Source organism: Bradyrhizobium sp. McL0616 (genome assembly GCF_049993385.1).
Classification (GTDB): Bacteria; Pseudomonadota; Alphaproteobacteria; order Rhizobiales; family Xanthobacteraceae; genus Bradyrhizobium.
Map to the genome: position 1 here is coordinate 4613472 of NZ_CP188255.1, position 25765 is coordinate 4639236.

Here is a 25765-nt window from a genome sequence, read left to right on the forward strand (position 1 = left end):
GCCGCCCCCATCAGAGTGCCATTTCCTTCACGGAATCGGCGATCGCGAGTTCGGCTTCAGTCACGGCCAGGACTTCTCCGACCTTGACGCCGGGTGCGGTCTCCAGCAGCGTCGCCTTGCCGTCGGGAAAGCCGATCACGGCCATGTCGGTGACGATCAGGTTGACCGGCCGCGCCGAGGTCAGCGGCAGCGTGCATTTGGCGACGATCTTGGACTTGCCCTTGGCGGCGTGCTGCATGGCGACGATGACGCGTTTGGCGCCGCTGACGAGGTCCATCGCGCCGCCCATGCCCGGCACCATCTTGCCCGGAATCATCCAGTTGGCGAGCAAACCATGCGCATCGACCTGGAGACCGCCGAGCACGGTGACATCGACATGACCGCCGCGGATCAGCCCGAACGACATCGCGCTGTCGAAAGTCGCCGCACCCGGCAGTGCGCTGATCGGCCGGCCGCCGGCGTCGGTGAGCAGGGGATGGGCCATGCCTTGCTCCGGAATGGGTCCGGTGCCGATCAGGCCGTTCTCCGACTGAAAAAACACCTTGAGATCGGCCGGGACGTAGTTCGCGACCAGGGTCGGAATGCCGATGCCGAGATTGACGAGGTTGCCGCTCTTCAGTTCCTGGGCGACGCGCCGGGCGATGATGATCTGCGGATCCATGATCTCACCCGTTCGTAATGAGGTAGTCGACGAGCGGCGCCGGCGTGACGACATGATCAGGCGCGATGACGCCGACCGGCACGATGTGCTCGGCCGTCACGATCACCGTGTCCGCCGCCATGGCCATGATCGGGTTGAAATTGCGCGCGGTGAGCGCGTAGGTGAGGTTGCCGAGATAGTCGGCGAGGAAGGCGTGGACCAGCGCGAATTGCGCGCGGATGGCGGTCTCCAGCAGGAACGGCTTGCCGTCGACCTCGATCAGGCGCTTGCCCTCCGCAACCAATGTGCCGACACCTGTGGGCGTCAGCACGCCGCCCAATCCGCAGCCACCGGCGCGAATGCGCTCGACGAAGGTCCCTTGCGGCACCAGATCGACGTTGATCTGGTTCGCAAGCATCTGCTGCTGCGCTTTCGGATTGAGCCCGATATGGGTTGCGGTCAGCCGCGACACCAGCGTCGCATCGAACAACTTGCCGACGCCTTTCCCGACGAAGGCGGCATCGTTGGAGATCAGCGACAGGCCGGTCTTCTGCTGCCTCACCACTTCGTCGAGCAACCGCTCCGGTGTTCCCACGCCCATGAACCCGCCCACCATGACGCTGGCGCCTGCCGGGATCATCGCAACTGCTTCTTCGACGGAAACGGCCCGCATGGTTGGAACTCCGGTCGGCGCGCGCAGGCAGCGGCAACAAGCCGATGTTGGCGGGCGATCGCGTGCTACCGTTGATCTGCGTCAAGGCTCCGCATCATTCGCGCGCGTCGATGCCGAGGCCCGCCAGCATCTCGCGCCAGTGCCTGCGCACCTCGGCATGACGCTTTTCCAGGGCCACGCTGACCGCATCACGAAAAGGCAGAAGATCAGGCCCTTTCAGGAACAGGATCTGGGCCTGCATCAGCCGGCCGCTTTCGAACTCGATGCGGCGTAGCGCCAGCACAAAGGGGTCCGCAGCGTTGACCTCGACCGGCAGAAGGGCTGCGGGACGAATGCCGGCATGAATGGCATGGGCAAGCGTTGCGAGATTGATTGCCGGCGCGAGCGCGCGGTCGACCGTTTCCATCGGCGCGGGAAACCAGCTGGTCTCCCAGGAGGCGGCCATGTAGCCGAGGGCGATGTCAGGCACCCAGGACGTCGTGCGTTGCAGCAGCGAGACGATCTCCGACTCTCGGTAGAACTGCGCGTTCAACTCGGTCTGCCATGCGGCCTCGATCCGCAACGGCAGTGCCAATGCGAACTGGCGCGCCAGTGCGCCATGCGCCGAGATCAGAAAGGCAGCAACGCGCGTCTGCTGACGTGGTGGCACGCACCCCTCTGCGTCGAGTGGCCCGAGAAAGCCGCTCATGATGCCGGCCTCTGCACCGGGATGGCGCGCAGATGGTCGTAGCCGGCCGGAAATGGCGTGATCTCGCCGCCGGGCTCGTTCGGAGCCACCCGAACGGCCTTGCTGCCTTGCCAGCGTCCGGCCAGCACGTCCTCGGCAAAGCGCGCGAGCAAATCGGCCGTGAGCGCGCCTTTCTCGAGGGTGAAGGCGTGATAGGCCTCCGGAATGATGACGAGCGCACTGTTTGGGATCTCGACTCGCAAGGTCTCGTGCAGGGCGCGGGGCGTCAGGAAATCAAATTCGCCATTCAGGATCATGGTCGGGACCGCGATCGACGAGAGTTCCGCGGTGATCGGCTGGAAATCGAGAAACGACTCCATCAGGTTTTGCAGGGCGTAGACGTCGTTGACGAGCCAGCCCTGCCGCTTCACGCCGTCGAGCTTGTCCAGAAGCGGTTTGAGCCATTGATCGGACAAGTTCATCGGCAGCAGTAGGTCCTGGAGATAGCCGGTGCCGCCGAGGATCAGGCCGGTGCGCAGGGCATTACCGATCAGGAGCAGTTGTGGCGTTAACTCCGCAAAGCAACTCATGGGCACCAGGCCGGACAGCCGCTCGCCATACCGGATGGCGTAGCGCAGCGCGATCAGGCCGCCAAAGCTGATGCCGCTGAGGAAGACGGGACCATCACCGAGCTCACCGATCAGGCCATGAAGGGCTGCAACCTGGTCGTCCTGGTTGATGAACAGGGCGGGCTTGTCGGAGCCGCCCTGGCCGAGCATGTCGAAGGTCGCGACTCGAAAGTGCCGTGCGAGCAGGGCGTCACGGTAGGCCGTCCATAGTTCGGCATATTGCGTAAGCCCGTTCACCAACACATAGACGGGGGCACCTGCCGGTCCGTCCAGCTCATAGCGAATTCGGTATGAGCCGTGAGTGAGAAACGGCATTGCGGCGACCGGGGGTTTCGACGCTGCAATCCTCGCCCGGCAGATGCGCATTCCATTGAGTTAGATCAATGCTCGGCTGGTGGCGCTGCCTAGCGTCGCGCCAAATTGCGGGAGGGAGGACGCCGTCATGATCGGGAGAGATCTCGTGAAGCGTTGTTTCGTCAGCCTGATCCTACTGCTGGTCGGCACTGCGCTCGCAGTCGCGCAGCCCTTCACGCGACGTTCGTCGCAGATGCAGCATGACAGTTTGAAGAAGACGTATGAGATCGCTAATTTCAAGATCGGCGGCAAGTACGATCTCGCCGATCCCGGCAAATGGGAGTTCGGCGGCGAGGGCGGCGTCACGCTGGAATCGCTCGGCGCGGGCAAGCTGCGCACCGGCTATATCGCGATCGGCACCGCGCGGCGCAACGCGGCGGGCGAGATCACCAATGCGGTCGTCATCAGCTCCTATTATTCCGGCGACTCGACCGACATGTACGAGCAGTGGGTCAAGGGCGCGCCACTGTCTGGCGGCGTGCCGATCGTCGGCCCTGGCCGGCCGATCGATACCGACCGCTATTACGTCATCATGGTGGACCCTCTCGGCACCTGGGGCGCGAGCAAGCCGTCGGATGGGCTCGGCATCAAGTTTCCGCAGTACAGTTACTACGACATGGTTCAGGCGAACTATCGCCTGCTGCGCGACGAGCTGAAGGTCGCGCGCGTCGCGCTGGTCACGGGCGTCTCCATGGGTGGCACGCAGACCTATGTCTGGGGCGTGATGCATCCGGAATACATCAACGCCTTGATGCCGATCGGCGGCACCACGCAATCCGACGGCGAGGATCCCGTCGGCAACTGGACCTTCCAGATGATGACAGCCGCGATCGAGGGCGATCCGGTCTGGCAAGCGACCAAGGGCGACTACTACAATCTGCCCAAGGAGAAGCATCCGATGCCGGGCGTGGCGTTCGGCTGGTCGATCCTGGGCATGACGGGCTACGACTTTGGCTATCGCACGACCCAGAACTGGACCGCGGTCCAGCCCGAGATCTTCTACTGGGATCCGCCGAACGAGAAGGCGGGGCTCAGTGTCATCAACCGCGCCAAGCTCTATGATGCCGTCGATCTCGTCTGGCGTAACAGGGTCGGCGAGACCCACAACATCAATCCCTATCTCGGCCGCATCCAGGCGCGCACGTTGGTGATGCACATCACCAACGATCTCTGGCTGAACTTCAAGCTGGCCCAGAAGGCCGTCGATCGCGTGCCGGGCGCGGACCTGATCGCGCAAGAGAGTCCGGTCGCCCATTACGGCGTATTCCCGATCATCAACCAGCGCAAGAACGATCCGAAGTTCGTCGCCTTCATGGACGACGTGGCGGCCCTCGACCGGGCCCAGATGTTCGTCGACAAGAACTATCGCGTGCCCGGCGTCGCCGAGAAGATCGATCCGGGCAAGTCCTTCTGGAAGGACTTCGTGACCTATCCCTATCCGGTGAAATACGCCAACACCAAGGACAAGATCGGCAACACCTGGCAGATCGGTTACATGGATGAGTATGCCGGCACGGACAAGGATCCGAAGGTTCTCGTCATCATTCACGGCAAGGGCGCATTCGGCGGGCACTATGGCAACATCATGCAATACGCGCTGCGGAGTGGCTTGCGCGTGATCGTGCCGGACCTCCCGGGCTACGGCATGTCCGGGCCGGGCAATCTCGACAAGAGCCCGGCACGCACCATGCAAGACATGCGCGAGGTGATCTACGACCTCGTGGTCAACCAGCTCGGCGTCAAGAAGGCGTACTATCTCGGCCACTCGCTCGGCGGTCAGTTCGTCACGGGTTACGCCCTGACCTGGCCGGAGGCGGTGCAGGGCCTCGCGCTCGAAGCACCATCCGGCCTCGAGGAATATCCGCGTGACATCACCATTGCGAAGGACAAGAAGGCACCGCTGTTCCAGCCGGGGCTTGGCCGCGACTTCGACAAATGGAAGCAGATCTGGGACCAGACCGGCATCCTGGCGGCGGAGAAGGCCCGTGACGAGCAGGGCATTCGCGACTTCTTCTACTTTAGGAAACGCGACCCCGACACCGGCGCAGTGTCGGCGGCCAAGAGCGGCTATTTCTTCAGCGACAGCGAATATGCGCGCTTCCATACCGAGCAGCGCGTCGGGCTTACCAAGGGCAACCCCAAGGAGCTCGACCAGTGGTGCAACGTCTTTATCTTCGACATCTACACGATCGGAGCCGAGCTCCAGCAGGATGATCCGAAGAACCTTTACGAGCGGGTCACAGAGATCAAGGCACCGATCTTCCTGGCGTTCGGCGACAAGGAGCCGTTCATCCCGACGCCGGCCTTCAACGGGCTGACCGATCTCGGACGCGACGTCATCACGCCGTTCATGACGCGGATGACCAATGCCGGCAACCGGCCGATGCTGAAGATCTATCCGGAGACCGGACACTTCATCCACACCGACAATCCGGTGGAATATTCAGCTGACGTCGTGGATTTTGTGACCAAGGGACGCGTGGACACCTCATCGCCGCTCGGCACCGACCGCATGATCAAGGGCGCGGTGGCATCGGCCATACCGGTGGCCCCGACGCCGCCTGGTGCTGCGCCCACGGCCGGGTTGAACAAATAGGATGGTTTGATGGTGCGGGTGCAGGCAGGTGAGATCCAGCTCGGCTGGCGAGAGTGGGGGCAGGGCGACGTCACCGTCGTCTTCATCCACGGCAATCTCGCCAGCAAGGATTGGATCGAGCTCGCCGCGCCGCTGTTTCCGTCCGGCCTCCGCGTCATCGGCATCGACTGGCGCGGCTGCGGCGACAGCGACCGGCCGAGGCCCGTGGCCGACTATTCCAACTACTCCATGCAGCAGCATGCCCTGGATATGCTCGCTGCGCTCGATACGCTTGACATCGGCTATTGCCACCTCGCGACGCATTCGACAGGTGGCATCATCGCCGCCCGCATGCTCTTGATGCAGCCGCAACGCTTCGGTCGCGTGTTCGCGCTCGACCCGGTGACGCCGCTCGGCATGGCTTTCAACACAGATCAGATTGGCGTGTTTCGAGCGATGATGGAGAGCAAGGAGCTGACGCGGACGATCATGGCAACCGCGGCCTCGTCGCTGTTTGTGCCGGAGAGCATGGCGCCGAACGTCATGCCCCGATTTCGGGAGGGATTGAAGGAGATCCAGGCTCTGTTCGACCGCATCATTGAGCAGACCTTTGGTGTCTCCGAAGGGATCTGGATCGGAACGCCGGTCAATCTCACGCGAGAACGAGAGAGCCGCGAGCTCGAGCGCCGCATGCCGGAGCTGAAGCAGCCGCACCTGGTGCTGTGGGGCGAATGGGACGGCTGGATTGCTCCAGCCGATCTTCGCACGATGGCTGAGGCGATGCCGGATTGTCGCCTCGTGGTCGTGCCGCGCGTCGGGCATTCGATGAATCTCGAAGTGCCGGCGCTCTACGCCGGCTATTTCGGCGCCTGGTTCGGAGGACTTACCGCGTAACTACAACGAAGAGAGGAAAGTCGTCATGGCAGAGATCAATTCGTCCGTCGAAGGCGTCCGTGCGGCACTCACCGATGCGCTCGGTCGCCTGCGCAAGGCCAATACGGAATATTTCGAGATGCTGGAGAAGGGCCTTGCCTCTTCGCCGCTGCCGATCGCCAGCCAGGCGAAGGAGTTTTCCAGCTTCATGCAGCGCAATGTCTCCGCGACCTTCGACCTCAGCGACAAGCTCATCCATGCCAAGGACGTGCAGGACGCGCTCAAGCTTCAGTCCGAGTTCTTTCAGGACCAGATGCGCACTCTGACCGACCACGCCAGGACGATGAGCGAGTCGGCGATGAAGGCGGCTGGCGGCCTGTTCAGCCCAAAAAGCTGAAGCCGCGGGGCGCACCGCGGGGATGAGGAATACGACACCTGCAGCGAGGTGGACGCATCATGTTCAAATACATACCGGCTATTCTCGCCATCCTCGTTCTTCCTGGCGCCTGCCTCGTGCCCGATGATGCCTTCGCCCGGGGAGAAACATACGGTAATTGGGTCTGCCCTCAGAACAATCCTTATTACCCATTTGATGGGTGCAGAAACACAAGAGAGGTCTGCTATGGCCGAAACGAACAAGCTCTCCGTCGAGAAAGCTCTCGAAAAGTTACGGCAGAATGATCAGCTCGGATCGGCGAAGGAGCTGCGCGACGAAAAGAGCGAAGCCCTGAATCGAGAGATCAAGCGCATGAGAGCGCAACGGATGCGCCTTGATCAAAAGCCATCCAACTGAGATCGAAACGACCGGGCACAGGTGCGGACCGCGCATTTTTGAGAATAGAGCGAGATCTCAATTCTCGATCGAGAGCGCTTTGCTAGCGTCGACCTTTAGAGCAAGGCGCGGTGACGAGCGGGCAAAAGTTGGAGAAGTCGATGTGGGTATTGATGTATGTCTTTTCCTACTCCGTCAGTCCTGCGGCGACGAACGACAAGGCGGAATGGCGGCTCCTCCCTACAGTCGTCTTCCAGGAGTTCTCTAATGAACAACGATGCAGGAAGGCAAAGGCCACGCTCGAGGCCAGCTTGAGCGAAGCGGGAGAAAAACTCAGAAAAGGCCTAGAAGATCTGAGGAGTTTGGGTAAAGCTGATCCGGCTCAGATCATCATCGCGTACAATGTAGAATGTCTGCCGAAGTAAATCCGAAAGCGGCGGAGCGATGCGGGAGGCTGACCAGTGGATCGACGGGCTGCCAATCGGCTTCCATCAAGAAATCTGCATCGCAAGAGATCGGCCTGACGCCAAATGCCCAGTTTCGTGACATCCCGATGGGTCGCCGATTTCCTGTTCAGCTTCGGCGCGCTGTTCGCGATCATCAATCCTTACGGCTTGGCTTTCATCTTTCTGGACAGGACCAGAGGCCTGCCTGAAGGCGAGCGCGCGGATCTTGCACTGCGGGTTGCCGGATACGCCTTCGCCGTTCTTCTGGTGTCGCTGTTTCTCGGCAGCCAGATCCTGAACTTCTTCGGCGTGACCATTCCGGCGCTCCGGATTGCGGGGGGCTTGGTGGTTGCGGCAACAGGCTGGTCGATGCTTCACGCTCCGCCCGGCGTGGGCGGGCCCCACGCTGAATCATCCGCAGATTTCGCGACTATGAAACGGATGGCATTCTTCCCGCTGACGATCCCGCTCACGACCGGGCCGGGAACGATCGCGACGGCCATCGCTATCGGAATAAGCCGGACAGATAGCCTCGACGCGATGTTCGGATCGTCGATTGTTTCTCTCCTGGTGGCGATCGCCGTGTCCGCGGCGATCTACCACGCTTACCGGAAATCCAGCGCGATGGCGCGCCTGTTCGGTGAGGAGGGCACCAGCGTGGTCACAAAGTTGTCGGCATTTTTGCTGCTATGCATCGGCGTGCAGATCATCATCACTGGGGCGTCTGAGGTTGCGCGATCGATCCTGGACGGTGCTTCACGCACGATCCAGTAGCGGCCTCACGCTGGCGGCCGGCAAAATCAGTGGTTGCAGCAAAAAGCTGCATTTCACGGTTCGGCCTTTTCAACGTCTCGGACCGGAGGTGTCCCTCACAGGTGCGAAGCGAACGTTTCGGCAGTCGGTTTTTGGTGGGCGTGAGACAGAGAAATTTGCCGCGTCTGCCGAATGGAATGTTCGCGGTTTACTCAAGCATCTATCGCCGGCCGAGCGTCAGATTGGTGATCCCAGCCGCAACGTTCAATCCGATTGATCGCTCTATCGAAAGAGGCTGCAGCATAATCGTCCGGCGGGAGCCGCCGATCAGCACGTTCGCTCCGAGACCGGGCCCAAAAGCGACATTGCCGCTCGCGCCAACGTAGTTCCCGCGCAGTGTGCCCGGGCCGACGCGTGAGTTCCTCGCGAAGACAGCCCAGGAAAGAGACCCTGCGCTGGTTACGCCGAGATCGAGGCCGACGCGCCTGATTCGGCCCTCGTAAACATATTGGCGAGGCGGCCTTGTCGAAGCGAATACGCAACGAAGCTCCTGCGCCGAGCCAAGCACGAGCCCCACACGTGGCGAGCTCGTGCAGATAAGTCTGCCGACCCTGAACCGCTCGGCGCGGGCGGGCATGGCAACGGAACATATCGCTGCGGATACGCAGATGCTTGCAATGAGCGAATTCAGTCGCATTCATGCCTCCGTTTGGCTTCGGGTGTTGGCGGGCGCGTGATCGGGGGCGCGGTCCTGGCGAAGCCAGAACGTGATGCCGAGGCCGATCAACAGGACGGCGCCCAGCAGGAAAAAGATCACGGATTGCTGCAACCAGGAGATTGCCGGAACCGCAAGGCTCATCGCAATGCCGAGGAAGGCGATTTGCAGCGACAGAAGACTCACGCCGGCGAGGAAGGTTCCGAGCGCAAGCAATGTGAGGAGAACAAGACTGGTCGCCGGCGTCGGCAGCAATTGTTGAACACCGGATACCAGCATGATGTTCATCGTGACCAGAACGGCCACCCAGTGCAGCGCCTGGGTCCAGATCAGCCGCCACCGTGCCTCCTTGCCGTCGACCTCCGGCCATTTGTGGATGACACAGACTACGCCGATGGCGAGCGCAAGAAATTCCCAATAGCCGACCAGGGGCTGGTGCGAGGCATTGGTATAGGCGACGCCCGCAATGGCGAGCACCAGTGCGACGATGTAGGGAAGCTGCTGCCACACAAAGCGGGTTATCCCCGAATGTGTTGAGGGAGGTTCCGCTCCGCCGTCCCGTTCGGCTTCAATCTCGCTCATGGACCACCTTGCGATCGTTAGCCGTTCGCCCGAGATTGTCGCCGAGGTAGTCCTCGACGTAGAACCTGATGATCGCGACGCGGCCCACCGCGACCAGCGGCATGGCGAGCGCGATGCCCATGACGCCGAACATCGCGCCGAGCAGCACGATCGCGACCAACGTCCATGCGGGAGGAATTTCCACCGCCTGACGCTGGATCAGCGGGCCGACCACATAGCCCTCGATCGATTGAATGATGGTGTAGACGACGACAGCCCAGATCAGCAGCGATCCGCCGAGCGGCATCGCGACGAGGGCAATCGGGATTGCGGCAAGGATCGGTCCAAGATAAGGGACGAAGTTCGACAGGCCCGCCTGCAACCCAAGCACGAAGGGGCCGGGTAGTCCGATCGCATAGAGGGCGACCCAGACGCACAGCGTCATCAGGATGATGCGGATCAGTTGTCCGACAAACCACAGCCGCAGGACGTTACCCATCTGGTCCATCACGCCGCGCGTCCGGGCGCGGTAAGATGGCTTGGCGAGCATGACGAGGCTCTCGCGGTGGCTGGTGGGATCAAATGCAAAGAGGATGCCGAGGAATACGATCACCAGCATGCCGGCCAGAAAACTGGACGCTCCGCCAAGGACGCGCTGGGCGTGGCTGAAGAAGCGGCCTTGGTCGGAGACCAGCCATTGTGCAAAATCCCGGCCCCATTCCGGACCGAGCAGATCGACGCCGTAGCTCAGAAGCTTCTGCTGCAGGATGTCGAACTGGGTGTCCATGACCTTCAGCAAGAGGCGCGTTTGCTCCGGAAGCTTGGCGGCTCCCCAGACAAGGCCAAGTCCGACCGCGGCGGTGAGCAGCACAAGTACGAAGGTCAGCCGCCAGACGCGATCGAGCGGAAAGACAGGCGCTATTGCCCTCGCAGCGGCATCCAGAAAAGCCGCAAACAGCACGCCCGCAAAGATGATGAGGAGGCTCGAGACCGTTTGCCACGCCAAAAAGAGGGCAACGCATGCGGCGAGCAAGGCAAGGCCCGTTGCGAGAAAGCCGCGCTGCCGATAGGCCGCGGCTGGAGCCTCGCCGGTCGCGGTCTCGCGAAGTTGTTCTGGTCCTGTCCTCACGTCGCTCATCGATCGGGCAACTCGGGAGATTGCAATGATGGGCCGCCGCGTCCGGGCCTAGGTCCGAACGCGGCGGCTGCCAAAGTGGGGATGCGAGCCGCCACGATGGCGCCAGTGGCGATGCTTGGTAGGGTTCGTATTGGTATTTGGCGTCGCAGCACCGGTCGCTTGTGTCGCAGCGGCGGGCTTGGGCGCGGAGGCCGCCGGGGCGGTCGACTGCGCCTGAGAGAAGGTCGGCTGCGCGGCTGCGATCGTTGCGGCTAGAACCACAGCGCCGCAAGCGGTCCGGACATTCATGTTCGCCTCCATTCGACCAACAAGACCTCAGATCGAGATAGCACCGACGGCCAGCGCATAGATGCTGGTACAAGCAGCGTGATCACGGCAAAGATGATCGCTTCGAACGGCTTGAAGACCGTTTCCTTCCGTTCGCGCTTGGCCAAAAAAAACAGAAACGTTCCCAGCGCATACAAGATCGACGACAGCAGGAGAAACGTCGGGCCGCCCGCGTAGATCATGCCTACGGCGTAGATCGTTGCGATCGCCGAGCAGATCCCGTCAACGGTGCGGGCAAGTTCGCCGGCATGATAGGAGTTGCCGAGATACGCCAGCCTGAGGCCGTACGCGGCAACCAGGAAATACGGGATCAGCGTCATCGCGCTCGTCATCTTCAAGGCGAGCGTGAACGCATACTCGGCGAACCAGGTGACCAGAACGAAGGCCTGGATGACGCAATTGGTGAGCCAGAGCGCCCCGGTAGGAACCTGGTGGATCACGCCGGCCATCGACGGTGTTGACAGGCCCGTGAGCTCCTGTCGCGTGAGGATGCCATAGGACAACAACGTCACGAGAACGAGAAGGCAGAGAACCGACAGGAAGCCGGTAACGGTTGCAAACCCGATGTCGGAGCGATCTCTGGCGTAACGCGAGTACACGCTCGCGCCCTCAATTCCGACGAAGACAAACACGGTCAGCAGCATCGTGCTGCGGACCTGTGAGGACACGGCTGCCACGCTGGGCTGCACCGTCCCCCAGAAGTTCTGCGAGATCAGGTCGGGATCGAGGACCAGGAGGGCCACGCCGATGAAAACCAGGATCGGGATGATCTTGGCGTAGGTCGCAATCGTATTAAGGGTAGCGGCCCCCTTGATGCCTCGCAGCACCAGGAAATGGACGCCCCAAAGCAGCACGGATGCCGATGCGATGGCCGCCGGCGTCGTGCCGTCACCGAAGATGGGAAAAAACTGTCCGATTGTCGCCTTGATCAAAATGAGACAGGCGACATCGGCGAGGCAACATCCGATCCAATAGCCGGCTGCGGAAGCAAAGCCGATATAGTCTCCGAACCCTGCCTTGGCGTAGGCGTAGATGCCCGCGTCCAGGTCCGGCCTGCGGCGGGACAGCGTCTGGAAGACGAAGGCAAGCATGAGCATGCCGGTGCCGGCGATGACCCATGCGATCAACGTCCCGAGCACGCCTGTGACGCGCCCGAACGCCGCCGGCAACGCGAAGATGCCGGAGCCAACCATCGACCCCACCACGAGCGCAACGAGCGCGCTGCGCGAAAGCTTCTGGTCGACCTCGTTCGACGAAGGAGCCATGACGAGGATGGCTTTCCAACCGGAGATGAGGCGGGCGCGACGGTCGAATTTGAGCGGGATAGGCCGGCCACCGTTGGCGCGACGTTAGAGGCGGCTTCCTGCCCGGGACATCAGGGTTTCTCTGTAGAGGGCAAGGCAGAAAATCGGCCGACCGGCGGCTCCGGCCGCCCGCTTGACGTCAATGGGACGGAGGCCGCGCACCCTGGTGGCGACTTGCCGATCCGGGCGCAGTGGCGCAGGCGACCAACACGAAGCCTGCGCGGAAGAACTCGCCAGCTTTCGCGAGTTCCGTCGCGAGACGCCTGGCATGCAGGGCGGCGGCGTCTTGGTCCGCGTACTCATGTCCCGTGCCGTCCGGACAGAGGCCGTATTTGTCGACGATATGAAAGAAGTAGTGCATGTAGACGGAGTAGGCCGGTGCGCTCCCGGCTTCCAGTGACAAACCCGTAAGGGTTCAAGCAAAAGGGATTAGGAACGCGTCGATCCCGGGATTACATTTCGGCAATGCCGCTCGGGGGGCGTTTCGCGACATAGGGTGATGTATCCTCCAGCACTCGGGTGATCATCCGATGTTCCGGCCAGAGCCGGATCAATAGCCTGCCTTTATGCTGCGAACAGACGCCAGGAGACAAACAATGTCGAACTATGATCCGAATCTGACCGTCTCGGCCTCCGGCGGCAGCCCGCTCGCGATCGACGCCGGATTGCGCGCCTACATGCTGCGTATCTACAACTATATGGCCGCGGGCGTCGGCCTGACCGCTATTTTGGCGTGGCTAACCTATCAGGTCATGGGTCCCGCGTTGCTCGAGAGCCCGCTGATGTGGGTTTTCATCCTGGCACCGCTCGGACTGGTGTTCTTCATAAGCGCGCGCATCAATACGCTGTCGGCGGGAACTGCGCGGCTCCTGTTCTTCGTCTATGCCGCGTTGGTCGGAGTCTCGCTCTCGACCCTGCTGCACATTTACACCAGCGCCTCGATCACGCGGGTCTTCTTCATCGCGGCGGCAATGTTCGGGGCACTCAGCCTCTTCGGCTACTCCACCAGGCGCGATCTGTCCGGGGTCGGCAGCTTCCTGTTCATGGGCCTGATCGGCATCATCATTGCAAGCCTGGTCAACCTCTTCCTGAGGTCGACAGGTCTGGATTGGTTGATCTCGATCGTCGGTGTTGGTGTCTTTGCGGGGCTCACGGCCTACGACACGCAGCGGATCAAGGCGATGTATGACCGCAGCGACGACGAGACCACGGCAGGCCGCAAGTCCGTAATCGCGGCCCTGTCGCTCTACCTCAACTTCCTCAATCTGTTCATGATGCTGCTACGCCTGTTGGGCGGCCGACGGTAGACAGCTCAGGCCGTCGGTCGCTCCGCTGCGCTGGCGAGCGCGTCGCGCAAGATTTTCTCCTTGGTCTCGTCCAGAGACGTCTTCAGCACGACCCCGCCGGCGTCCTTGATCTCCTTGAGGACCTTGTCGGCCGTCATGTTCTTGATCAGGACGAAGAGCGCTGCGTTACCCGGGTGAAGCGATGCGGACAACTCCTTCACGAAGGCGTCGTTGATGCCGAAATCGGACAAGGCACCTCCGATCGCGCCGGACGCAGCACCGACCGCAACACCGATGATTGGATTGAGGAAGAGCACTCCGACCAGGAGTCCCCAGAAGCTGCCGGTGATCGCGCCCGTCGCCGTGGTGTTGACAAGCTGGTTAAGCCTGATGCCGCCGGACTCGGTCTTCACAGCGATGACGGCGTCGCTAATGGTGATCAGATACTCCTTTTGCAACTTGAGCAGCCGTTGACGGACCTCTTCGGCCTTCGCCTCGCTTGGGTACACAATCGCGACCAGATCAGACATGGAGACCTCCTGCATTTTCCGCCGGGCCAACCCTCTGCGCGAAGCCTGACGCCAGCTGCATGGTGCATCGGTCAGACTAGGCGGCGAACCGGGTGGCCGGGCATCCGAGAAAACCCTCAGGCGCGAGATGAACGTTCCCGATCATTGGATCGAGCCAATCCTTCCGCCAGGCTCGCTGGAGCCAAATGTCCCGTTTTTCAGTTCGCAGCGAACATCAAGATGGCGAGCAGCAGCGCCACTAGGAGCAGGGAAATGCCTGCTGCGGACCATTGACGAAGAACGTCGTCGGCCTCTTCGAAAAGGCTGCCGAGGACGAGACAACTGCGCCGGAGGGGGGCCACCACGCTCATCAGCGTCTTCCAGGCCGCCGAAGAGGCCAGCGGATGTGGCCAGGGGCTGAGCAGGATCGCGAGCGTCGCACCTCCCAGCACAGGCAAGAGCAATTTGACGAGCCCGTCGATGCCGAACAGTTTCGATGCCGCAGGAGACGGGATCGGCAGATACGGCTCCCATGGCAGCAGGCCAAGCAGGAGCGAACAGAGCGCCAGGGCAAGCGCCGCCATGTCGCGGCTGCGCGGCGTCGGACCGGTGAGGGCGATCGGCCGATCCGACGGCCCGAGCGCATGAGCCAGGACCAGCACGACATAGGCGCTCGTGAACATTCCGCCGGCCTGAAGCACGAGAGCCCACCACCACTGTCCCGTCCTGGTCGTCTCCTGGAGCAACAACTCCTTGGCGAGGGACGCACCGCTCGGTTGAATACCCATCAGGGCGGCGCCGCCCAATGCGAAGGCCAGGACGCTGAGGGGAAGAGCCCGTGCGACCCCGCCCAGCCCGGTGATGCGATCATGGCCCAGCCCGGCGTAGATCGATCCGACGGCCAGGAACATCGCCGCCTTCGCGGTGGCATGGGAGATTGCCTGAAGCAATCCACCCGCAAGGGCCGGCCCATTCTCGAGTTGACCCGACGCATTGAAGGCGAGCGGAAACATCAGGAAGAGATATCCGATCTGGGCCAATGTCGAATATGCGATGAGCAGCTTGAGGCGCTCCTGCCGCAGGGCGACGACGCTTCCGACCACAATCGCGCCGGCTCCCAGTGCCGCCAGCAATTGCGCGGCGGCAAAGCCGGGCAGGCCAGGCAGGACGTTGAACCAGAGTCGAAGGAGGATGAAGAACGATCCCTTCACGACCAGGCCGGATAGGATCGCGCTTGCTGGGGCCGGTGCGCCGGCGTGAGCCGGCGGCAGCCAGAGGTGCAACGGAAAGAGCGCCGTCTTGGCGAGCAGGCCGGTTGTCATCAATGCCGCGGCAATGAGCGCACCGGGTTCGGCGAAGACCCGACGCGACAGCAGCACGATATCGAGCGTGCCGTAGAGGCCATAGAGCAGGGCCGTACCCAGCAAGTAGAGGACCGAACCGAGTAACGCGAAAAGAAGATAGCGCAGCGCAGCCTGAAGCGTCTCCGCGCGGCCTTCGAGGGAGACCAGCGGCACTGCGGCGAATGTCAGTAATTCCAGAGCGACGTACAGGGTAAAAAGGTCTCCGCCGACGAAGATCGTGTTCAGGGCCCCCCAAATCGCCAGCAACAGAATCCAGAATGCGAAGGGGGCGCGACCGTTCATTGCTGCAGGGCGGAAATCGGTCGCGGCAAAAACGGCGACCGCGCAGATCACGATCGCCGTGGTCGCGAGCATGACCGCCGACAAGCCGTCCGCGCGAAGGGCCACGCCCAGCGGCGGCGGCCAGGCGCCGAGCAGATAGATGAGGAGGCCATCGCTACGCGGCAAGGCCAGGAGAACAGCGGCGGCAATCGCCAACCCGACCGGGATGACCGTGAAGGCGACCTGCCGGACGTAGCGATCGCCGAGAGTGAACGCCAGCAAGACGCCCGCGACCGGCACGACGATCGACAGCACCAGCAGGAAGCCGGCCGAGGTCGTCGCCAGCGCGGGGGCGGAGGGCAGCATCAGTCACCGGATGGATCGGAGTGCGGGCTCGTCGGCGCGGGACTGCCGAGCGTCGTGGAGCCGGCGGTGTGGAACAACCGGAGCAACAAGGCGATCGCCAAGGCCGTTGCTGAAAACGCGACCACAACCCCCGTGATCACCAGGGCCTGCGGCACCGGATCGTTGCCAAAGCCTGCCGCAGCGCCCCTCCGTCCCACGACGCCGAACAGAAGAAATACGCCGCTGCCGAGCAGATTGAATGCGACGATCTTGCGAAGCGGCTGCGGGTTCGTAATGAGGCCGTAGAGCCCAAGTCCGACCGCAGCGGCGGCGCACAATCCGAACACCGTTACGGCGCTCATCGCTCTGCATTCCTTTCCGGTGCGCCGGCGAGCAGGAGGGCGAGCGTCGCTGCGATCGTCAGGATCATCGCGACCTCGATACCCAGAATCAGCGGTTTGGCGAATGCAGCCGGATAGGCCAGGAACGCCGTTCCGAAACAGAGGCCACCAAGGCCGATGACAAGAAACAGGCCGGGCCCGGCCACCAGGATAAGCCGCAGCCATCGGTTGCTCACCGGCGGCGTATCCGCCAGACCAGCCATGATGACCAGCAGCCACATCGACGCGAGAACCGCGCCGCCCTGAAATGCTCCGCCGGGGTGATCGGCCCCCGTCCACAGCATGTAAACGCCGACGACAATGCCCGCGGGGGGCAAGAGGCGGGCGAGAAAGGCGAGAACGCCATTTGGATCGGCTTCGTGGCGCGGTCCCGGACGGCCGCCCCAGGCCCGGTCCGACGCGAGTGACCAGACACCGACGACGGCCAGCAGGAGCACGACCTTCTCGAGCATGGTGTCCATCCCGCGGAATGCCATCAGGACGTTGGTGACGGGGTTGGCCAATCCGGTCGCTCCGGCGTTCGAGACGACGGCCGGCGCGAGCGTTGGTGCCGGATCCGGCAGAAGCAGGACTGCGAGGCCCAGCGCAGCCGCGATCGATGCCGACAGGATGGCCGCACTCAGACGCGTCATGCGGCTGGGTCGCTCAGCCGCCGTCGCCTCGGCATCGCGCAACCGGGCAGCCGCGCCCAACAAAACGACGCCGCCCAGGCCTCCGCCAATGGCAGCCTCCGTCAGTGCGACATCGACCGCGTCGAGGCGAACCCAGATCAGCGCCACCAGCAGACCGTAGGCGACAAAGCCGACCGTTGCCGAATAGGTCTCGGGGACGGAGATGGTCCAGATCGCAAGGCCGAGCACCACGGCAGCGAGCACGATCTCGAAAACCGTCGCGATACTCATCTGGCTGATCCGCTCTTGCGTGCCGTGCGCGCGATCAGTTGGGAGACGGTCGCACCCGCGAGCAGCGCGAACATCCAGATGCTGATCAATTTCAGCCCCTCCCGCAGGCTTCCTGCCTGGGGAAGCAGCCCAAGCACAACGAAGCCCAGGCCGAGGTTGTCGGCCTTGGTCAGCGCGTGCAGCCGGGTCAGGGTGTCGGGAAAGCGAAGAAGGCCGATCGTGCCGGCCAGGAAGAAGAACGCTCCCGCCGACACGCAAGCAATCGTCACGATGTCGCGTGCGAGGTTCATTTGTCCTCCGCCGAACCGCTACCGTCGGTTTCGAGACGGGAAAGCCCCTTCTTGACGAACGCGATGGAGGCGAAAGTGGCGAGCAACGCCAGGATCAAGGCCACGTCGACGGCCGCCGGCACGCCTGTCACCGTGCCGAGCAGCAGCAGCGCGGCGATGCCGGCGGTGCCGATCAATTGCGCGGCCATCATGCGGTCGGCGTCGCCTGGACCGCGCAATATCGACACCAGGCCGAGCGCGAGCAGCGCCAAAATCAAGCCGACCACTGCGGTCAGGAACTCAGTCATTGTAGAGGGCTCGAACCAGCGCCGCTTCCTCGGCGGCGAGATCGGCAACGATCGGCTGTGTGACGTCGAGGCAATGATAGATGATCTGCCCGTTCTCCTCGCCGGCCGGCACTGTCCCGGGCAACAGGCTGGTGAGCGTCGTGAACACGTTCTGCCGTATGCCGCGAGATAGCCGGGTCGGATAGGCCACAAATCCCGGATGCAATGGCAGTCGGGGATTCAGCGCGCGTCCTGCGACGTCTATTCCGGCGACGACCGAATGATACAGGAAGAGCAGCGCCAGGCGGGCAATGGCTGGAGGCGATCGCCGCGAGCGGCTTGGTTCGAGCAGGTGCAGGCTTGTCCAGGTTGCTGCGACGATCGCGGCCGCAGCGGCAGGAATATCTGCGGCATTGGCTCCGGCAAGCACCAGCCAGAGGCAGAGAAAGAGTGCCGCTCGGGACGTTGCGGTCGGCCACCATCGTCCACCTGTGATAGCCGTCCGCCCGTCTCGATCATCTGAGGACCCGGTCATGTCGGCTTCCTCGGTTGTTCCGGATTTGTGTCGCCGGGCTCGGCGGTGCCTCGAGATCGTCCGGCGCCATCGTCTTGGAGAGGATCTCGCGACGGTGCCGTGCAACTAGTGCGACGCCGGTCGAGCGAAACAGGTGCCGCCCCTTCCGCTCCTGGACGCGCGGCACTGGTCCTCGGTGGAATACTTGCAATTGGTCATTCCCTTGAACTTGGAGCACCATTGATGCGGCTGGGCCGGCGCCTGTGCTGCGACGGGCGTGATCGCCAGAGTCCCGAGGATTGCGGTTGCAACCAAGATGAACTTTCGCATTTGAGATCCTCCTGATCCCTGCCGATTGCACCATGAGGTGTCGGCTGAGCCGGCGATATTGGGTGATTGCCTGATCGGGTCTCAGGAATCTCCCGAGGCACAAACCACGGCGAACCACGATTACATCCGGTTGCATCCAGTAGATTTACCGATATTGGCGGTGGCCCCCTTGGGCAAAAATACCGATGGAGACGCCGGGACGCCGCAACCTCGGAAAGGCCGATCTGCCCGGCAACATTCACTCCCGGAACGGAAGAGCTTATGTTCACACGCGGCAGCCGATCCACGCCCCGACGCATCGTCATTTTGACGTTCGTGGCTGCATTCTCGCCGTTGCTGGCGGGCTGCGGAAGGGAGGCGGCAACGAACGACACGCCGGCCTCGCGGATCGTACGCACGGCGACGGTGGAAAAGCGCAAGATCACGACACCCCTGACGTTTTCCGGACGAATCGAAGCTGAAGATGAAGTAAATGTTGCATTCCGGATATCCGGGCGGCTGTTGAACAACGACGCCAAGATCGGCGACCGGGTCAAAGCCGGCCAGGTGCTGGCGCGATTGGAGTCCCAGAACGAGCTGAATGCGCTGCGACAGGCACAGGCGTCTCTTGCCGCGGCGCAGGGGCAGTTCACGCAGGCGCGCAATCACTTCGATCGTCAGGAGACGCTCCTGGCGCAGGGCTGGACAACGCGCGTCAATTACGATGCTGCAACCCAGGCGCAGCAAACGGCGCGATCGCAGGTCGATGCTGCCGAAGCGGCACTGAGTGCCGCGCATGACCTCGTCGGATTCACCGAACTGACGGCCGATGCGCCCGGCGTGATCACCGCCACCGGTCCGGGGGCAGGAGAGGTGGTCCAGGTCGGGCAGATGATCGCGAGGATTGCGCGGCAAGATGGCCGCGACGCAGTCTTCGACGTACCCTCTCAATTGGTCAGATCAGCTTCAGCCGATCCGGCGGTCGACGTCAGCCTGGCAGATGATCCGGCAATCAAGGCGACGGGGCGTATTCGCGAGGTTGCCGCGCAGGCCAGTGCCGTGACCCGGACCTTTGAGGTCAGGGTCGGTCTGACCGATCCTCCGCCGGCGATGCGGTTGGGCGCGACGGTCGTCGGGCGGGTGAGCACGAGTGCAGGGCCGATGATCGACGTTCCGTCATCCGCTCTGACCAGGATGAATCAGCGCCCCGCCGTATGGATCGTCGATCCGGTCACCAGTACCGTCTCGGTGCGCAATGTCGATGTGCTGCGGTTCGACGAAGCCCAAGCCGTGATCTCGCAGGGGCTCGATACCGGTGAAGTCGTTGTCACCGCCGGCGTCCAGGCGCTTCATCCAGGTCAGAAGGTCCGGGTTCTCGGATCAGAGCAATGAGCGGAATCAATCTTTCCGATTGGGCGCTGAAGCACCGCTCGCTGGTCGTTTATATGATGATCATTGCGGTGGTTGCGGGTGCGCTGTCCTATTTCCGGTTGGGTCGCAACGAAGATCCCGCCTTCATTATCAAGACCATGGTCGTTCAGGCCGCATGGCCCGGCGCGTCTGTGGAGGAGACGATGAAGCAGGTAACCGAGCGCCTCGAACGTCAGCTCCAGGAAACGCCGCATCTCGACTTCCTGCGAAGTTTCACCAGGGCAGGGGTCTCGACCGTCTTCGTGAACCTGCAGGGGAGCGCAAACGCGAAGGAGGTCGCCGATACCTGGTACCATGTCCGCAAGTCCATTGGCGACATGCGTCACACACTGCCCACCGGTGTGATCGGACCCGGGTTCAACGACGAATTCGGCGATACGTTCGGGATCATCTACGGCTTCACCAGCGACGGCTTCAGCCAGCGTGAGCTGCGCGATCGGGTCGAGGAGATCCGCTCAAGGCTGCTGCTCGTGCCTGATGTTTCAAAGATCGAGCTCCTGGGCGAGCAGGATGAGGTGATCTTCGTGGAGTTTTCCACGAAGGAGCTTGCGGCCCTCGGAGTTGATCGGTCGGCCCTGATTGCAGCGCTCCAGTCGCAGAACATCGTGCGTCCGGCAGGAGCGATACAGACGAGTTCAGAAAGCATCTCCATTCGGGTGTCGGGCAGCTTCCAGTCCGAGCAGGACATCGCCAACATCAATTTCTCGGCGGGCGGGCGCATGCTTCGCTTGAGCGATATTGCGCGAGTGCGGCGCGGTTACACCGACCCGCCCCACCCAATGTTTCGTGTCAACGGCCAGCCGGCAATAGGACTTGCAATCGCCATGCGGGATGGCGGGGATATCCTTGCGCTTGGCGCCAACATCAGAAGGGTGATGGTCCAAATCACGGCGGAACTCCCGGTCGGAATTGAGCCGAGCCTGGTCGCGAACCAGCCCGTTGTGGTCGACCACGCCATCCGCGAGTTCATGGTCTCGCTGATGCAGGCCATCGCCATCATCATGGTGGTGAGCTTCATCAGCCTCGGCGTGCGGCCCGGCCTGATCATTGCGCTCGCGATACCGTTCACGCTGGCGATCGTTCTTCCGATCATGGGACTTCTCAGCATCGATATGCAACGCATATCGCTTGGAGCGCTGATCATCGCGCTCGCGCTGCTGGTCGACGATGCGATGACGACGACCGACGCGACGCTCACCAAATTGGCGGAGGGCGCCAGCAAGGTCGAGGCGGCAATTTTCGCATACCGAACCCATGCGATGGCGATGCTGGCGGGCACGCTGGTGACGATCGCTGGTTTCATTCCAGTAGGCTTTGCGGCCAGTTCGGCCGGCGAATACACGTTTTCGCTGTTCGCCGTCGTTACGATCGCGCTGCTGGTGTCGTGGTTCGTTGCGGTCATTTTCACGCCGCTGCTCGGCGCTGCGATCCTCGTTCCACCCAAGCAGAGCGGCTCCGGGGATCAGGGCAGGATCTTCCGCATGTACCGGAGCTTCCTGACATCAGCGATGCGTGCGAAATGGCTGACCATCGCGATATCGGCGGCGCTCTTTGTCGCCTCGGTCCTCGCGATGCCGTTGATCCCGCGACAGTTCTTTCCGTCGTCGGATCGACCGGAACTGCTGGTGGATATCAGCCTGCCGCAGAATGCGTCAATTTATGCGAGCGAAGCTGCCGCCAAGCGACTGGATGCAGCTCTCGCGGCCGATTCCGACGTGGAACGATGGAGCACGTATGTCGGACGCGGCGCTATTCGGTTCTACTTGCCGCTCAACGTCCAGCTCCCGAACGACTTCTTCACGCAGACCGTGGTTATCGCGAAGGACGTTGCTGCACGAGAACGCCTGCATGCCAAGCTCGAGAAGCTGCTGGCGCAGGAATTCCCCAAAGCCATTGCGTTCGTTTCCCCGCTCGAGCTCGGACCGCCGGTTGGATGGCCGATCCAGTATCGGGTCAGTGGGCCTGACGTGGAACGGGTACGTGAGATCGCGCTCAAGGTCGGACAGATCGTCGCTTCCGGTCCGGACACCAAGCAGATGAATTTCGATTGGATGGAGCCCGATCGACAGGTGCGCATTCGCGTCGACCAGAACGAAGCGCGGCAACTGGGACTGAGCTCGCAGGCGATTGCGACCGTCTTGAACGCCGTCATCACGGGCACCCCGATCACGCAGGTTCGCGACGATATTTACCTGGTCAATGTGGTGGCGCGCGCGACCGACGAGCAGAGGGTTTCGCTGGATAGTTTGCGCAATCTGCAGGTGGCGCTGCCGGGTGGACAAACCGTTCCTCTCAGCCAGTTTGCGTCCTTCGAATATGACCAGGAGTTTCCACTCATCTGGAGGCGCGACCGTATTCCAACCTTGACCGTCCAGGCTGCCATCGTCGGTGACAAACTGCCGGAAGGCGTGGTCACCTCCTTGTCGCCGGCGATCGAGAAGTTGCGAAAGACGCTTCCGCCGTCGTACAGCGTGGTCGTGGGCGGGACAGTGGAGGAGAGCCAGAAGTCGCAGGCATCTGTGCTGGCCGTTGTGCCCGTGATGCTGTTCGTCATGTTCACAGTTCTCATGATACAGCTCCAAAGTTTCCCGCGACTGTTCATGGTCCTGAGCGTAGCGCCGCTCGGCTTGATCGGAGTCGTTGCGGCGTTGATGCTTTCCGGCAGGCCGCTCGGCTTCGTCGCCATTCTCGGTGTGCTTGCGCTCCTCGGCATGATCAGCAAGAACGCGGTGATCCTGATCGGTCAGATCGACGCCGAACGCGCCATGGGCAAGACGCCTTGGGATGCTGCGGTAGATGCCAGCAGCTCCCGGTTTCGGCCGATCATGTTGACCGCGATATCGACTGTCCTTGGGATGATCCCTATCGCGCCGACGGTGTTTTGGGGGCCGATGGCATTCGCGATCATGGGCGGCTTGCTTGTTGCGACAGTCCTTACGCTCGTGTTCTTGCCGACACTTTATGTCGCGTGGTTCAGCGCGACGGAGACGGCGGGCGATCCCGCGCTGCACAAGCCGCTGGAGAGGTGAGGGCGAAGCCCGATAGGGAATCCTCGCCTCCGGCCAGGTAATCAACCTGATGCACCCGACTCCGAAGTGGGCGCATCCGTGATGATCGAAGCAGCTAGCTGCGTTGGCCGTGAGGGCATTGCAAATAATCGGGATTCCACCATGAGCGCGAATGCAGATGTACAAGAACTGCCGCTCTGGACCCTGACCGCGATGGTGGTCGGCGGCATGGTTGGCGCCGGCGTATTCTCGATACCGCGCAACTTTGCGCAGGCAACCGGCATTTACGGCGCCCTCATCGCCTGGGCCATTGCCGGCCGTTCTCGGCATCGAGGTCAAGCTGGATCCGAAATGGTCGATTGTGAGCACGCCCCTGTTCGAGGCCTACTGGTTCACCGACGGGCTGAATAGCGGCCGTCGCGATGAGCTCTATTCGGTAGACGTCGGTCTGAGGTACAGCTTCGCCAGCAATCTGTCGCTCACGAACACCGTGCTGTACGAGGGGCGAACGTCGAACGTTGCGATCCGGCACTACAGGGATCTTCGGATCGGTCCGCGGCTCGACTTCGCCTTTTGAGAGAGTATCTGAGAATGCTTACAAGACGCCCGTCTGTCGTGCTGGGGGCGATTTTCGTAATGATGACTGCAACCTCGGTAGCCGCGGATCCGCGCGATTCCGTGGATCGGGGCCAGCGCCTGGATACCGACGCGCTGAGGGATGATGTTGGGATAAACCGTCTTCGGATACCGCCTCATCCCCTCGTGATTGCACCGCCGCCGCAACCCGCTCCGATATCCAAGCGAAAGAAGAAGTCGAGCGCAAGCTTGCCGCTTCTGAAGACGAGCGGCGTCGACGATATCGTCATCGAATTTCCCTAAGCTTGCTCGGACATGGGTTGGACCACGTAGAGGCGGCTGCCCATAGCAGGCGAATCTCGAACTGCTTGACGAAATTTTTAGTCGTTATCGTCGCGCGGTTAGAGCGCCAGCACTGCAACGACTGGCACAAACTGCACATTTGTATGCGTAGATTCATGTCAGTCATGCGCGGTGGGACACAAAATATAATCCATGTGGTTGCAGGTGAAACGTGGAGGTGTATTCTGGGTCAATCCCTTAGGGGTTTGCCCGCGGCGCGGTGGTCGCTGCCGGACCCAATGGGCGGGTAGTTCTCGAAGTCGGCCGTTGAGAGCCGAATACGATAATGGCCTAGGAAAGTTGGTGCGTGCCGTGAACCGTCACAGTCCTCCAGCCAGCCCGTTGACCGGGCCCAGCAACACGGAGCAGTTGATTGTCTCGGAGGCGGTCGGCTATCGGCTAGACGGTACTAATTGTGAAGACTTTCTTTTTGTAGTGCGCCCGTTGCGCGGGGGTCGTTTCGCCTATGAGGGGATTAATCGGGCCTTCGAAGCCGTCCTGGGAATGTCATCGCGCGAAGTGTCGGGGCTCGACATCTTCCATTGTATGGGAAGCGAAGATTCAGAGTCTGTCTGCGAGGCCCTCGAGGCGTGCTTGGCAGAAGGATCTGAGGTTAGAATTCACCACAGCTTGGCACTTGGCGGCCTCCGCCGGAACGTCGAGACAACCGCTGTTCCGATCCTCGATCCAGTGGCCGGCGTCATTGTCCGATTGATCGGTCGTCATCGGATTCTCCTTAAGGAGTTTCCCGGAGACGAGCCGGTCGACCTCCGTAATAGCGTCAGCCTGGCTGCCATTCAGGAAGATATCCAGCAGCGAATCGCGTCCGAGCTTCATGATTCGACATGCCAGCATCTGATTGCCGCGAGTCTTGGCCTGATGCGCATTCGCACCTGCCTTGGCTCGGCGGGTGAGGTCGAGCGCCTTTGCGAGGGCGTCGATGCCTCGATTGACGAAGCCCTGAGGGAGATCCGCTCCCTCACCTATCTGCTACATCCTCAGAACCTGATGGCGCAGGGACTCAAGGCGACGATCGAGTGTTACGCCCACGGCTTTGCCGTACGTACGTCGTTGCGCGTCAGCATCGATATCGATGCCGCTGTTGATCGTCTCTCTTACGAGAGCCAGCGCTCGTTGCTGCGCGTCGTCCAGGAAGGACTCACGAACATATTCCGCCACGCGAAGGCGACCCAGGTCAAACTTTCCGTTGGCTTAACCGACAAGCAGTTCCGGTTGACGATGAGCGACAATGGACGCGGCTTTCCGGCCCGCCGCGCGAGGCGCGGTCGCGGCGCTATGTCGATGGGGGTCGGCATTCCCGCCATGAGGGCGAGACTCGAGCAGCTTGGCGGCAGTCTTGAGATCTGGTCCGATCCAGCAACACTGCACTGCGGCACGACGTTGTGCGCAGTGTTCCCGCAAAGCGTCGAAACCAAGCGGCGTAAACGGCGGTTGCCGTTGCAATCATGAATGTCAGCGCGGACACGCGACGAAGAGATCCTGGGACAACGGTCGCAAGCTGATCCTGACCGTC

The 25765-nt window shown here is 62.1% G+C and carries 29 protein-coding genes and 1 pseudogene; 13 read left to right on the plus strand and 17 right to left on the minus strand.

Annotated features, from left to right (window positions below):
• Positions 1–10: 10 nt before the first annotated feature.
• The 4 genes from ACPPVR_RS22425 to ACPPVR_RS22440 all read right to left on the minus strand — a co-directional run bounded on the left by ACPPVR_RS22425 (position 11) and on the right by ACPPVR_RS22440 (position 2924).
• Positions 11–661, minus strand: coding sequence for a 3-oxoacid CoA-transferase subunit B (locus ACPPVR_RS22425; protein WP_426608759.1), 651 nt, complete (start codon positions 659–661; stop codon positions 11–13).
• A gap of 4 nt (positions 662–665) precedes the next feature.
• Entirely contained in the window at positions 666–1313 is a 648-nt protein-coding gene (locus tag ACPPVR_RS22430) for a CoA transferase subunit A (RefSeq protein ID WP_426608760.1), read from the minus strand.
• A gap of 94 nt (positions 1314–1407) precedes the next feature.
• The gene (locus ACPPVR_RS22435; protein WP_426608761.1) at positions 1408–2001 is read right to left on the minus strand and encodes a hypothetical protein; all 594 of its coding nucleotides are present in this window, start codon (positions 1999–2001) and stop codon (positions 1408–1410) included.
• Complete coding sequence (locus ACPPVR_RS22440) at positions 1998–2924, minus strand: alpha/beta fold hydrolase (protein ID WP_426608762.1); 927 nt, start codon at positions 2922–2924, stop codon at positions 1998–2000. The genes ACPPVR_RS22435 and ACPPVR_RS22440 overlap by 4 nt, the downstream gene beginning before the upstream one ends.
• A 127-nt stretch (positions 2925–3051) precedes the next feature.
• On the opposite strand from ACPPVR_RS22440, the gene ACPPVR_RS22445 reads away from it, so the two are divergent.
• From ACPPVR_RS22445 to ACPPVR_RS22470, 6 genes are all read left to right on the plus strand, one after another.
• Positions 3052–5559, plus strand: coding sequence for an alpha/beta hydrolase (locus ACPPVR_RS22445; protein WP_426608763.1), 2508 nt, complete (start codon positions 3052–3054; stop codon positions 5557–5559).
• Between the two features lie 9 nt (positions 5560–5568).
• Entirely contained in the window at positions 5569–6432 is an 864-nt protein-coding gene (locus ACPPVR_RS22450; protein WP_426608764.1) for an alpha/beta fold hydrolase, read from the plus strand.
• Between the two features lie 25 nt (positions 6433–6457).
• A complete protein-coding gene (locus ACPPVR_RS22455; RefSeq protein WP_426608765.1) occupies positions 6458–6808 on the plus strand; it encodes a phasin in 351 nt (116 codons plus the stop codon).
• A 225-nt stretch (positions 6809–7033) separates the two neighbouring features.
• Positions 7034–7204, plus strand: a complete 171-nt coding sequence (locus tag ACPPVR_RS22460; RefSeq protein ID WP_426608766.1) for a hypothetical protein — start codon at positions 7034–7036, stop codon at positions 7202–7204.
• Positions 7205–7344: 140 nt separating this feature from the next.
• On the plus strand, positions 7345–7608 hold the full coding sequence (locus ACPPVR_RS22465) for a hypothetical protein (protein ID WP_426608767.1): 264 nt from the start codon (positions 7345–7347) through the stop codon (positions 7606–7608).
• Between the two features lie 189 nt (positions 7609–7797).
• The gene (locus ACPPVR_RS22470; protein WP_426608768.1) at positions 7798–8403 is read left to right on the plus strand and encodes a MarC family protein; all 606 of its coding nucleotides are present in this window, start codon (positions 7798–7800) and stop codon (positions 8401–8403) included.
• A gap of 199 nt (positions 8404–8602) precedes the next feature.
• Here ACPPVR_RS22470 and ACPPVR_RS22475 read toward each other — a convergent pair whose 3' ends face one another.
• The 5 genes from ACPPVR_RS22475 to ACPPVR_RS22495 form a co-directional block, all read right to left on the minus strand.
• Positions 8603–9079: a DUF992 domain-containing protein gene (locus ACPPVR_RS22475; RefSeq protein WP_426608769.1), complete on the minus strand. Its 477-nt coding sequence runs from the start codon at positions 9077–9079 to the stop codon at positions 8603–8605.
• A complete protein-coding gene (locus ACPPVR_RS22480) occupies positions 9080–9679 on the minus strand; it encodes a hypothetical protein (RefSeq protein ID WP_426608770.1) in 600 nt (199 codons plus the stop codon).
• Positions 9666–10796: an AI-2E family transporter gene (locus ACPPVR_RS22485; RefSeq protein WP_426608771.1), complete on the minus strand. Its 1131-nt coding sequence runs from the start codon at positions 10794–10796 to the stop codon at positions 9666–9668. Before ACPPVR_RS22485 ends, ACPPVR_RS22480 begins: the two co-directional genes overlap by 14 nt.
• Before the next feature lie 284 nt (positions 10797–11080).
• A complete protein-coding gene (locus tag ACPPVR_RS22490) occupies positions 11081–12388 on the minus strand; it encodes an amino acid permease (RefSeq protein ID WP_426608772.1) in 1308 nt (435 codons plus the stop codon).
• 178 nt (positions 12389–12566) lie between these two features.
• Positions 12567–12788, minus strand: coding sequence for a DUF6894 family protein (locus ACPPVR_RS22495; protein ID WP_426616159.1), 222 nt, complete (start codon positions 12786–12788; stop codon positions 12567–12569).
• A 235-nt stretch (positions 12789–13023) separates the two neighbouring features.
• Here ACPPVR_RS22495 and ACPPVR_RS22500 point away from each other — a divergent pair, with 235 nt between their 5' ends.
• Entirely contained in the window at positions 13024–13734 is a 711-nt protein-coding gene (locus ACPPVR_RS22500; protein WP_426608773.1) for a Bax inhibitor-1/YccA family protein, read from the plus strand.
• Positions 13735–13739: 5 nt separating this feature from the next.
• Here the strand turns inward: ACPPVR_RS22500 and ACPPVR_RS22505 are convergent, their stop codons facing one another.
• The 8 genes from ACPPVR_RS22505 to ACPPVR_RS22540 all read right to left on the minus strand — a co-directional run bounded on the left by ACPPVR_RS22505 (position 13740) and on the right by ACPPVR_RS22540 (position 18895).
• On the minus strand, positions 13740–14243 hold the full coding sequence (locus tag ACPPVR_RS22505) for a DUF1269 domain-containing protein (protein WP_426608774.1): 504 nt from the start codon (positions 14241–14243) through the stop codon (positions 13740–13742).
• A 197-nt stretch (positions 14244–14440) separates the two neighbouring features.
• Positions 14441–16213: a complex I subunit 5 family protein gene (locus tag ACPPVR_RS22510; protein WP_426608775.1), complete on the minus strand. Its 1773-nt coding sequence runs from the start codon at positions 16211–16213 to the stop codon at positions 14441–14443.
• Complete coding sequence (locus tag ACPPVR_RS22515) at positions 16213–16554, minus strand: NADH-quinone oxidoreductase subunit K (protein ID WP_426608776.1); 342 nt, start codon at positions 16552–16554, stop codon at positions 16213–16215. The genes ACPPVR_RS22510 and ACPPVR_RS22515 overlap by 1 nt, the downstream gene beginning before the upstream one ends.
• Complete coding sequence (locus tag ACPPVR_RS22520; RefSeq protein ID WP_426608777.1) at positions 16551–17495, minus strand: MnhB domain-containing protein; 945 nt, start codon at positions 17493–17495, stop codon at positions 16551–16553. Before ACPPVR_RS22520 ends, ACPPVR_RS22515 begins: the two co-directional genes overlap by 4 nt.
• Complete coding sequence (locus ACPPVR_RS22525) at positions 17492–17785, minus strand: cation:proton antiporter (protein ID WP_426608778.1); 294 nt, start codon at positions 17783–17785, stop codon at positions 17492–17494. The genes ACPPVR_RS22520 and ACPPVR_RS22525 overlap by 4 nt, the downstream gene beginning before the upstream one ends.
• A complete protein-coding gene (locus ACPPVR_RS22530; protein WP_426608779.1) occupies positions 17782–18072 on the minus strand; it encodes a monovalent cation/H+ antiporter complex subunit F in 291 nt (96 codons plus the stop codon). Before ACPPVR_RS22530 ends, ACPPVR_RS22525 begins: the two co-directional genes overlap by 4 nt.
• Positions 18065–18586: a Na+/H+ antiporter subunit E gene (locus tag ACPPVR_RS22535; RefSeq protein ID WP_426608780.1), complete on the minus strand. Its 522-nt coding sequence runs from the start codon at positions 18584–18586 to the stop codon at positions 18065–18067. The genes ACPPVR_RS22530 and ACPPVR_RS22535 overlap by 8 nt, the downstream gene beginning before the upstream one ends.
• 105 nt (positions 18587–18691) lie before the next feature.
• On the minus strand, positions 18692–18895 hold the full coding sequence (locus tag ACPPVR_RS22540; protein ID WP_426608781.1) for a DUF3551 domain-containing protein: 204 nt from the start codon (positions 18893–18895) through the stop codon (positions 18692–18694).
• A gap of 261 nt (positions 18896–19156) precedes the next feature.
• Here ACPPVR_RS22540 and ACPPVR_RS22545 point away from each other — a divergent pair, with 261 nt between their 5' ends.
• From ACPPVR_RS22545 to ACPPVR_RS22570, 6 genes and pseudogenes are all read left to right on the plus strand, one after another.
• On the plus strand, positions 19157–20266 hold the full coding sequence (locus ACPPVR_RS22545; RefSeq protein ID WP_426608782.1) for an efflux RND transporter periplasmic adaptor subunit: 1110 nt from the start codon (positions 19157–19159) through the stop codon (positions 20264–20266).
• Positions 20263–23334, plus strand: coding sequence for an efflux RND transporter permease subunit (locus ACPPVR_RS22550; RefSeq protein ID WP_426608783.1), 3072 nt, complete (start codon positions 20263–20265; stop codon positions 23332–23334). The genes ACPPVR_RS22545 and ACPPVR_RS22550 overlap by 4 nt, the downstream gene beginning before the upstream one ends.
• A gap of 141 nt (positions 23335–23475) precedes the next feature.
• Positions 23476–23631: pseudogene (locus ACPPVR_RS22555) on the plus strand (arginine-ornithine antiporter); the annotation flags it as partial.
• The gene (locus tag ACPPVR_RS22560) at positions 23624–23890 is read left to right on the plus strand and encodes a hypothetical protein (RefSeq protein WP_426616335.1); all 267 of its coding nucleotides are present in this window, start codon (positions 23624–23626) and stop codon (positions 23888–23890) included. The pseudogene ACPPVR_RS22555 and the gene ACPPVR_RS22560, both read left to right, overlap by 8 nt.
• A 59-nt stretch (positions 23891–23949) precedes the next feature.
• Positions 23950–24192, plus strand: a complete 243-nt coding sequence (locus ACPPVR_RS22565) for a hypothetical protein (RefSeq protein ID WP_426608784.1) — start codon at positions 23950–23952, stop codon at positions 24190–24192.
• Positions 24193–24534: 342 nt separating this feature from the next.
• Positions 24535–25701, plus strand: coding sequence for an ATP-binding protein (locus tag ACPPVR_RS22570; protein WP_426608785.1), 1167 nt, complete (start codon positions 24535–24537; stop codon positions 25699–25701).
• The last annotated feature ends 64 nt before the right edge of the window (positions 25702–25765 follow it).

Bases quoted from the DNA above. Each gene is read 5' to 3' on its own strand.
- ACPPVR_RS22425 (WP_426608759.1), bottom strand. From the start codon at position 661: ATGGATCCGCAGATCATCATCGCCCGGCGCGTCGCCCAGGAACTGAAG.
- ACPPVR_RS22430 (WP_426608760.1), bottom strand. From the start codon at position 1,313: ATGCGGGCCGTTTCCGTCGAAGAAGCAGTTGCGATGATCCCGGCAGGC.
- ACPPVR_RS22435 (WP_426608761.1), bottom strand. From the start codon at position 2,001: ATGAGCGGCTTTCTCGGGCCACTCGACGCAGAGGGGTGCGTGCCACCA.
- ACPPVR_RS22440 (WP_426608762.1), bottom strand. From the start codon at position 2,924: ATGCCGTTTCTCACTCACGGCTCATACCGAATTCGCTATGAGCTGGAC.
- ACPPVR_RS22445 (WP_426608763.1), top strand. From the start codon at position 3,052: ATGATCGGGAGAGATCTCGTGAAGCGTTGTTTCGTCAGCCTGATCCTA.
- ACPPVR_RS22450 (WP_426608764.1), top strand. From the start codon at position 5,569: ATGGTGCGGGTGCAGGCAGGTGAGATCCAGCTCGGCTGGCGAGAGTGG.
- ACPPVR_RS22455 (WP_426608765.1), top strand. From the start codon at position 6,458: ATGGCAGAGATCAATTCGTCCGTCGAAGGCGTCCGTGCGGCACTCACC.
- ACPPVR_RS22460 (WP_426608766.1), top strand. From the start codon at position 7,034: ATGGCCGAAACGAACAAGCTCTCCGTCGAGAAAGCTCTCGAAAAGTTA.
- ACPPVR_RS22465 (WP_426608767.1), top strand. From the start codon at position 7,345: ATGTGGGTATTGATGTATGTCTTTTCCTACTCCGTCAGTCCTGCGGCG.
- ACPPVR_RS22475 (WP_426608769.1), bottom strand. From the start codon at position 9,079: ATGCGACTGAATTCGCTCATTGCAAGCATCTGCGTATCCGCAGCGATA.
- ACPPVR_RS22480 (WP_426608770.1), bottom strand. From the start codon at position 9,679: ATGAGCGAGATTGAAGCCGAACGGGACGGCGGAGCGGAACCTCCCTCA.
- ACPPVR_RS22485 (WP_426608771.1), bottom strand. From the start codon at position 10,796: ATGAGCGACGTGAGGACAGGACCAGAACAACTTCGCGAGACCGCGACC.
- ACPPVR_RS22490 (WP_426608772.1), bottom strand. From the start codon at position 12,388: ATGGCTCCTTCGTCGAACGAGGTCGACCAGAAGCTTTCGCGCAGCGCG.
- ACPPVR_RS22495 (WP_426616159.1), bottom strand. From the start codon at position 12,788: ATGCACTACTTCTTTCATATCGTCGACAAATACGGCCTCTGTCCGGAC.
- ACPPVR_RS22500 (WP_426608773.1), top strand. From the start codon at position 13,024: ATGTCGAACTATGATCCGAATCTGACCGTCTCGGCCTCCGGCGGCAGC.
- ACPPVR_RS22505 (WP_426608774.1), bottom strand. From the start codon at position 14,243: ATGTCTGATCTGGTCGCGATTGTGTACCCAAGCGAGGCGAAGGCCGAA.
- ACPPVR_RS22510 (WP_426608775.1), bottom strand. From the start codon at position 16,213: ATGCTGCCCTCCGCCCCCGCGCTGGCGACGACCTCGGCCGGCTTCCTG.
- ACPPVR_RS22515 (WP_426608776.1), bottom strand. From the start codon at position 16,554: ATGAGCGCCGTAACGGTGTTCGGATTGTGCGCCGCCGCTGCGGTCGGA.
- ACPPVR_RS22520 (WP_426608777.1), bottom strand. From the start codon at position 17,495: ATGAGTATCGCGACGGTTTTCGAGATCGTGCTCGCTGCCGTGGTGCTC.
- ACPPVR_RS22525 (WP_426608778.1), bottom strand. From the start codon at position 17,785: ATGAACCTCGCACGCGACATCGTGACGATTGCTTGCGTGTCGGCGGGA.
- ACPPVR_RS22530 (WP_426608779.1), bottom strand. From the start codon at position 18,072: ATGACTGAGTTCCTGACCGCAGTGGTCGGCTTGATTTTGGCGCTGCTC.
- ACPPVR_RS22535 (WP_426608780.1), bottom strand. From the start codon at position 18,586: ATGACCGGGTCCTCAGATGATCGAGACGGGCGGACGGCTATCACAGGT.
- ACPPVR_RS22540 (WP_426608781.1), bottom strand. From the start codon at position 18,895: ATGCGAAAGTTCATCTTGGTTGCAACCGCAATCCTCGGGACTCTGGCG.
- ACPPVR_RS22545 (WP_426608782.1), top strand. From the start codon at position 19,157: ATGTTCACACGCGGCAGCCGATCCACGCCCCGACGCATCGTCATTTTG.
- ACPPVR_RS22550 (WP_426608783.1), top strand. From the start codon at position 20,263: ATGAGCGGAATCAATCTTTCCGATTGGGCGCTGAAGCACCGCTCGCTG.
- ACPPVR_RS22565 (WP_426608784.1), top strand. From the start codon at position 23,950: ATGATGACTGCAACCTCGGTAGCCGCGGATCCGCGCGATTCCGTGGAT.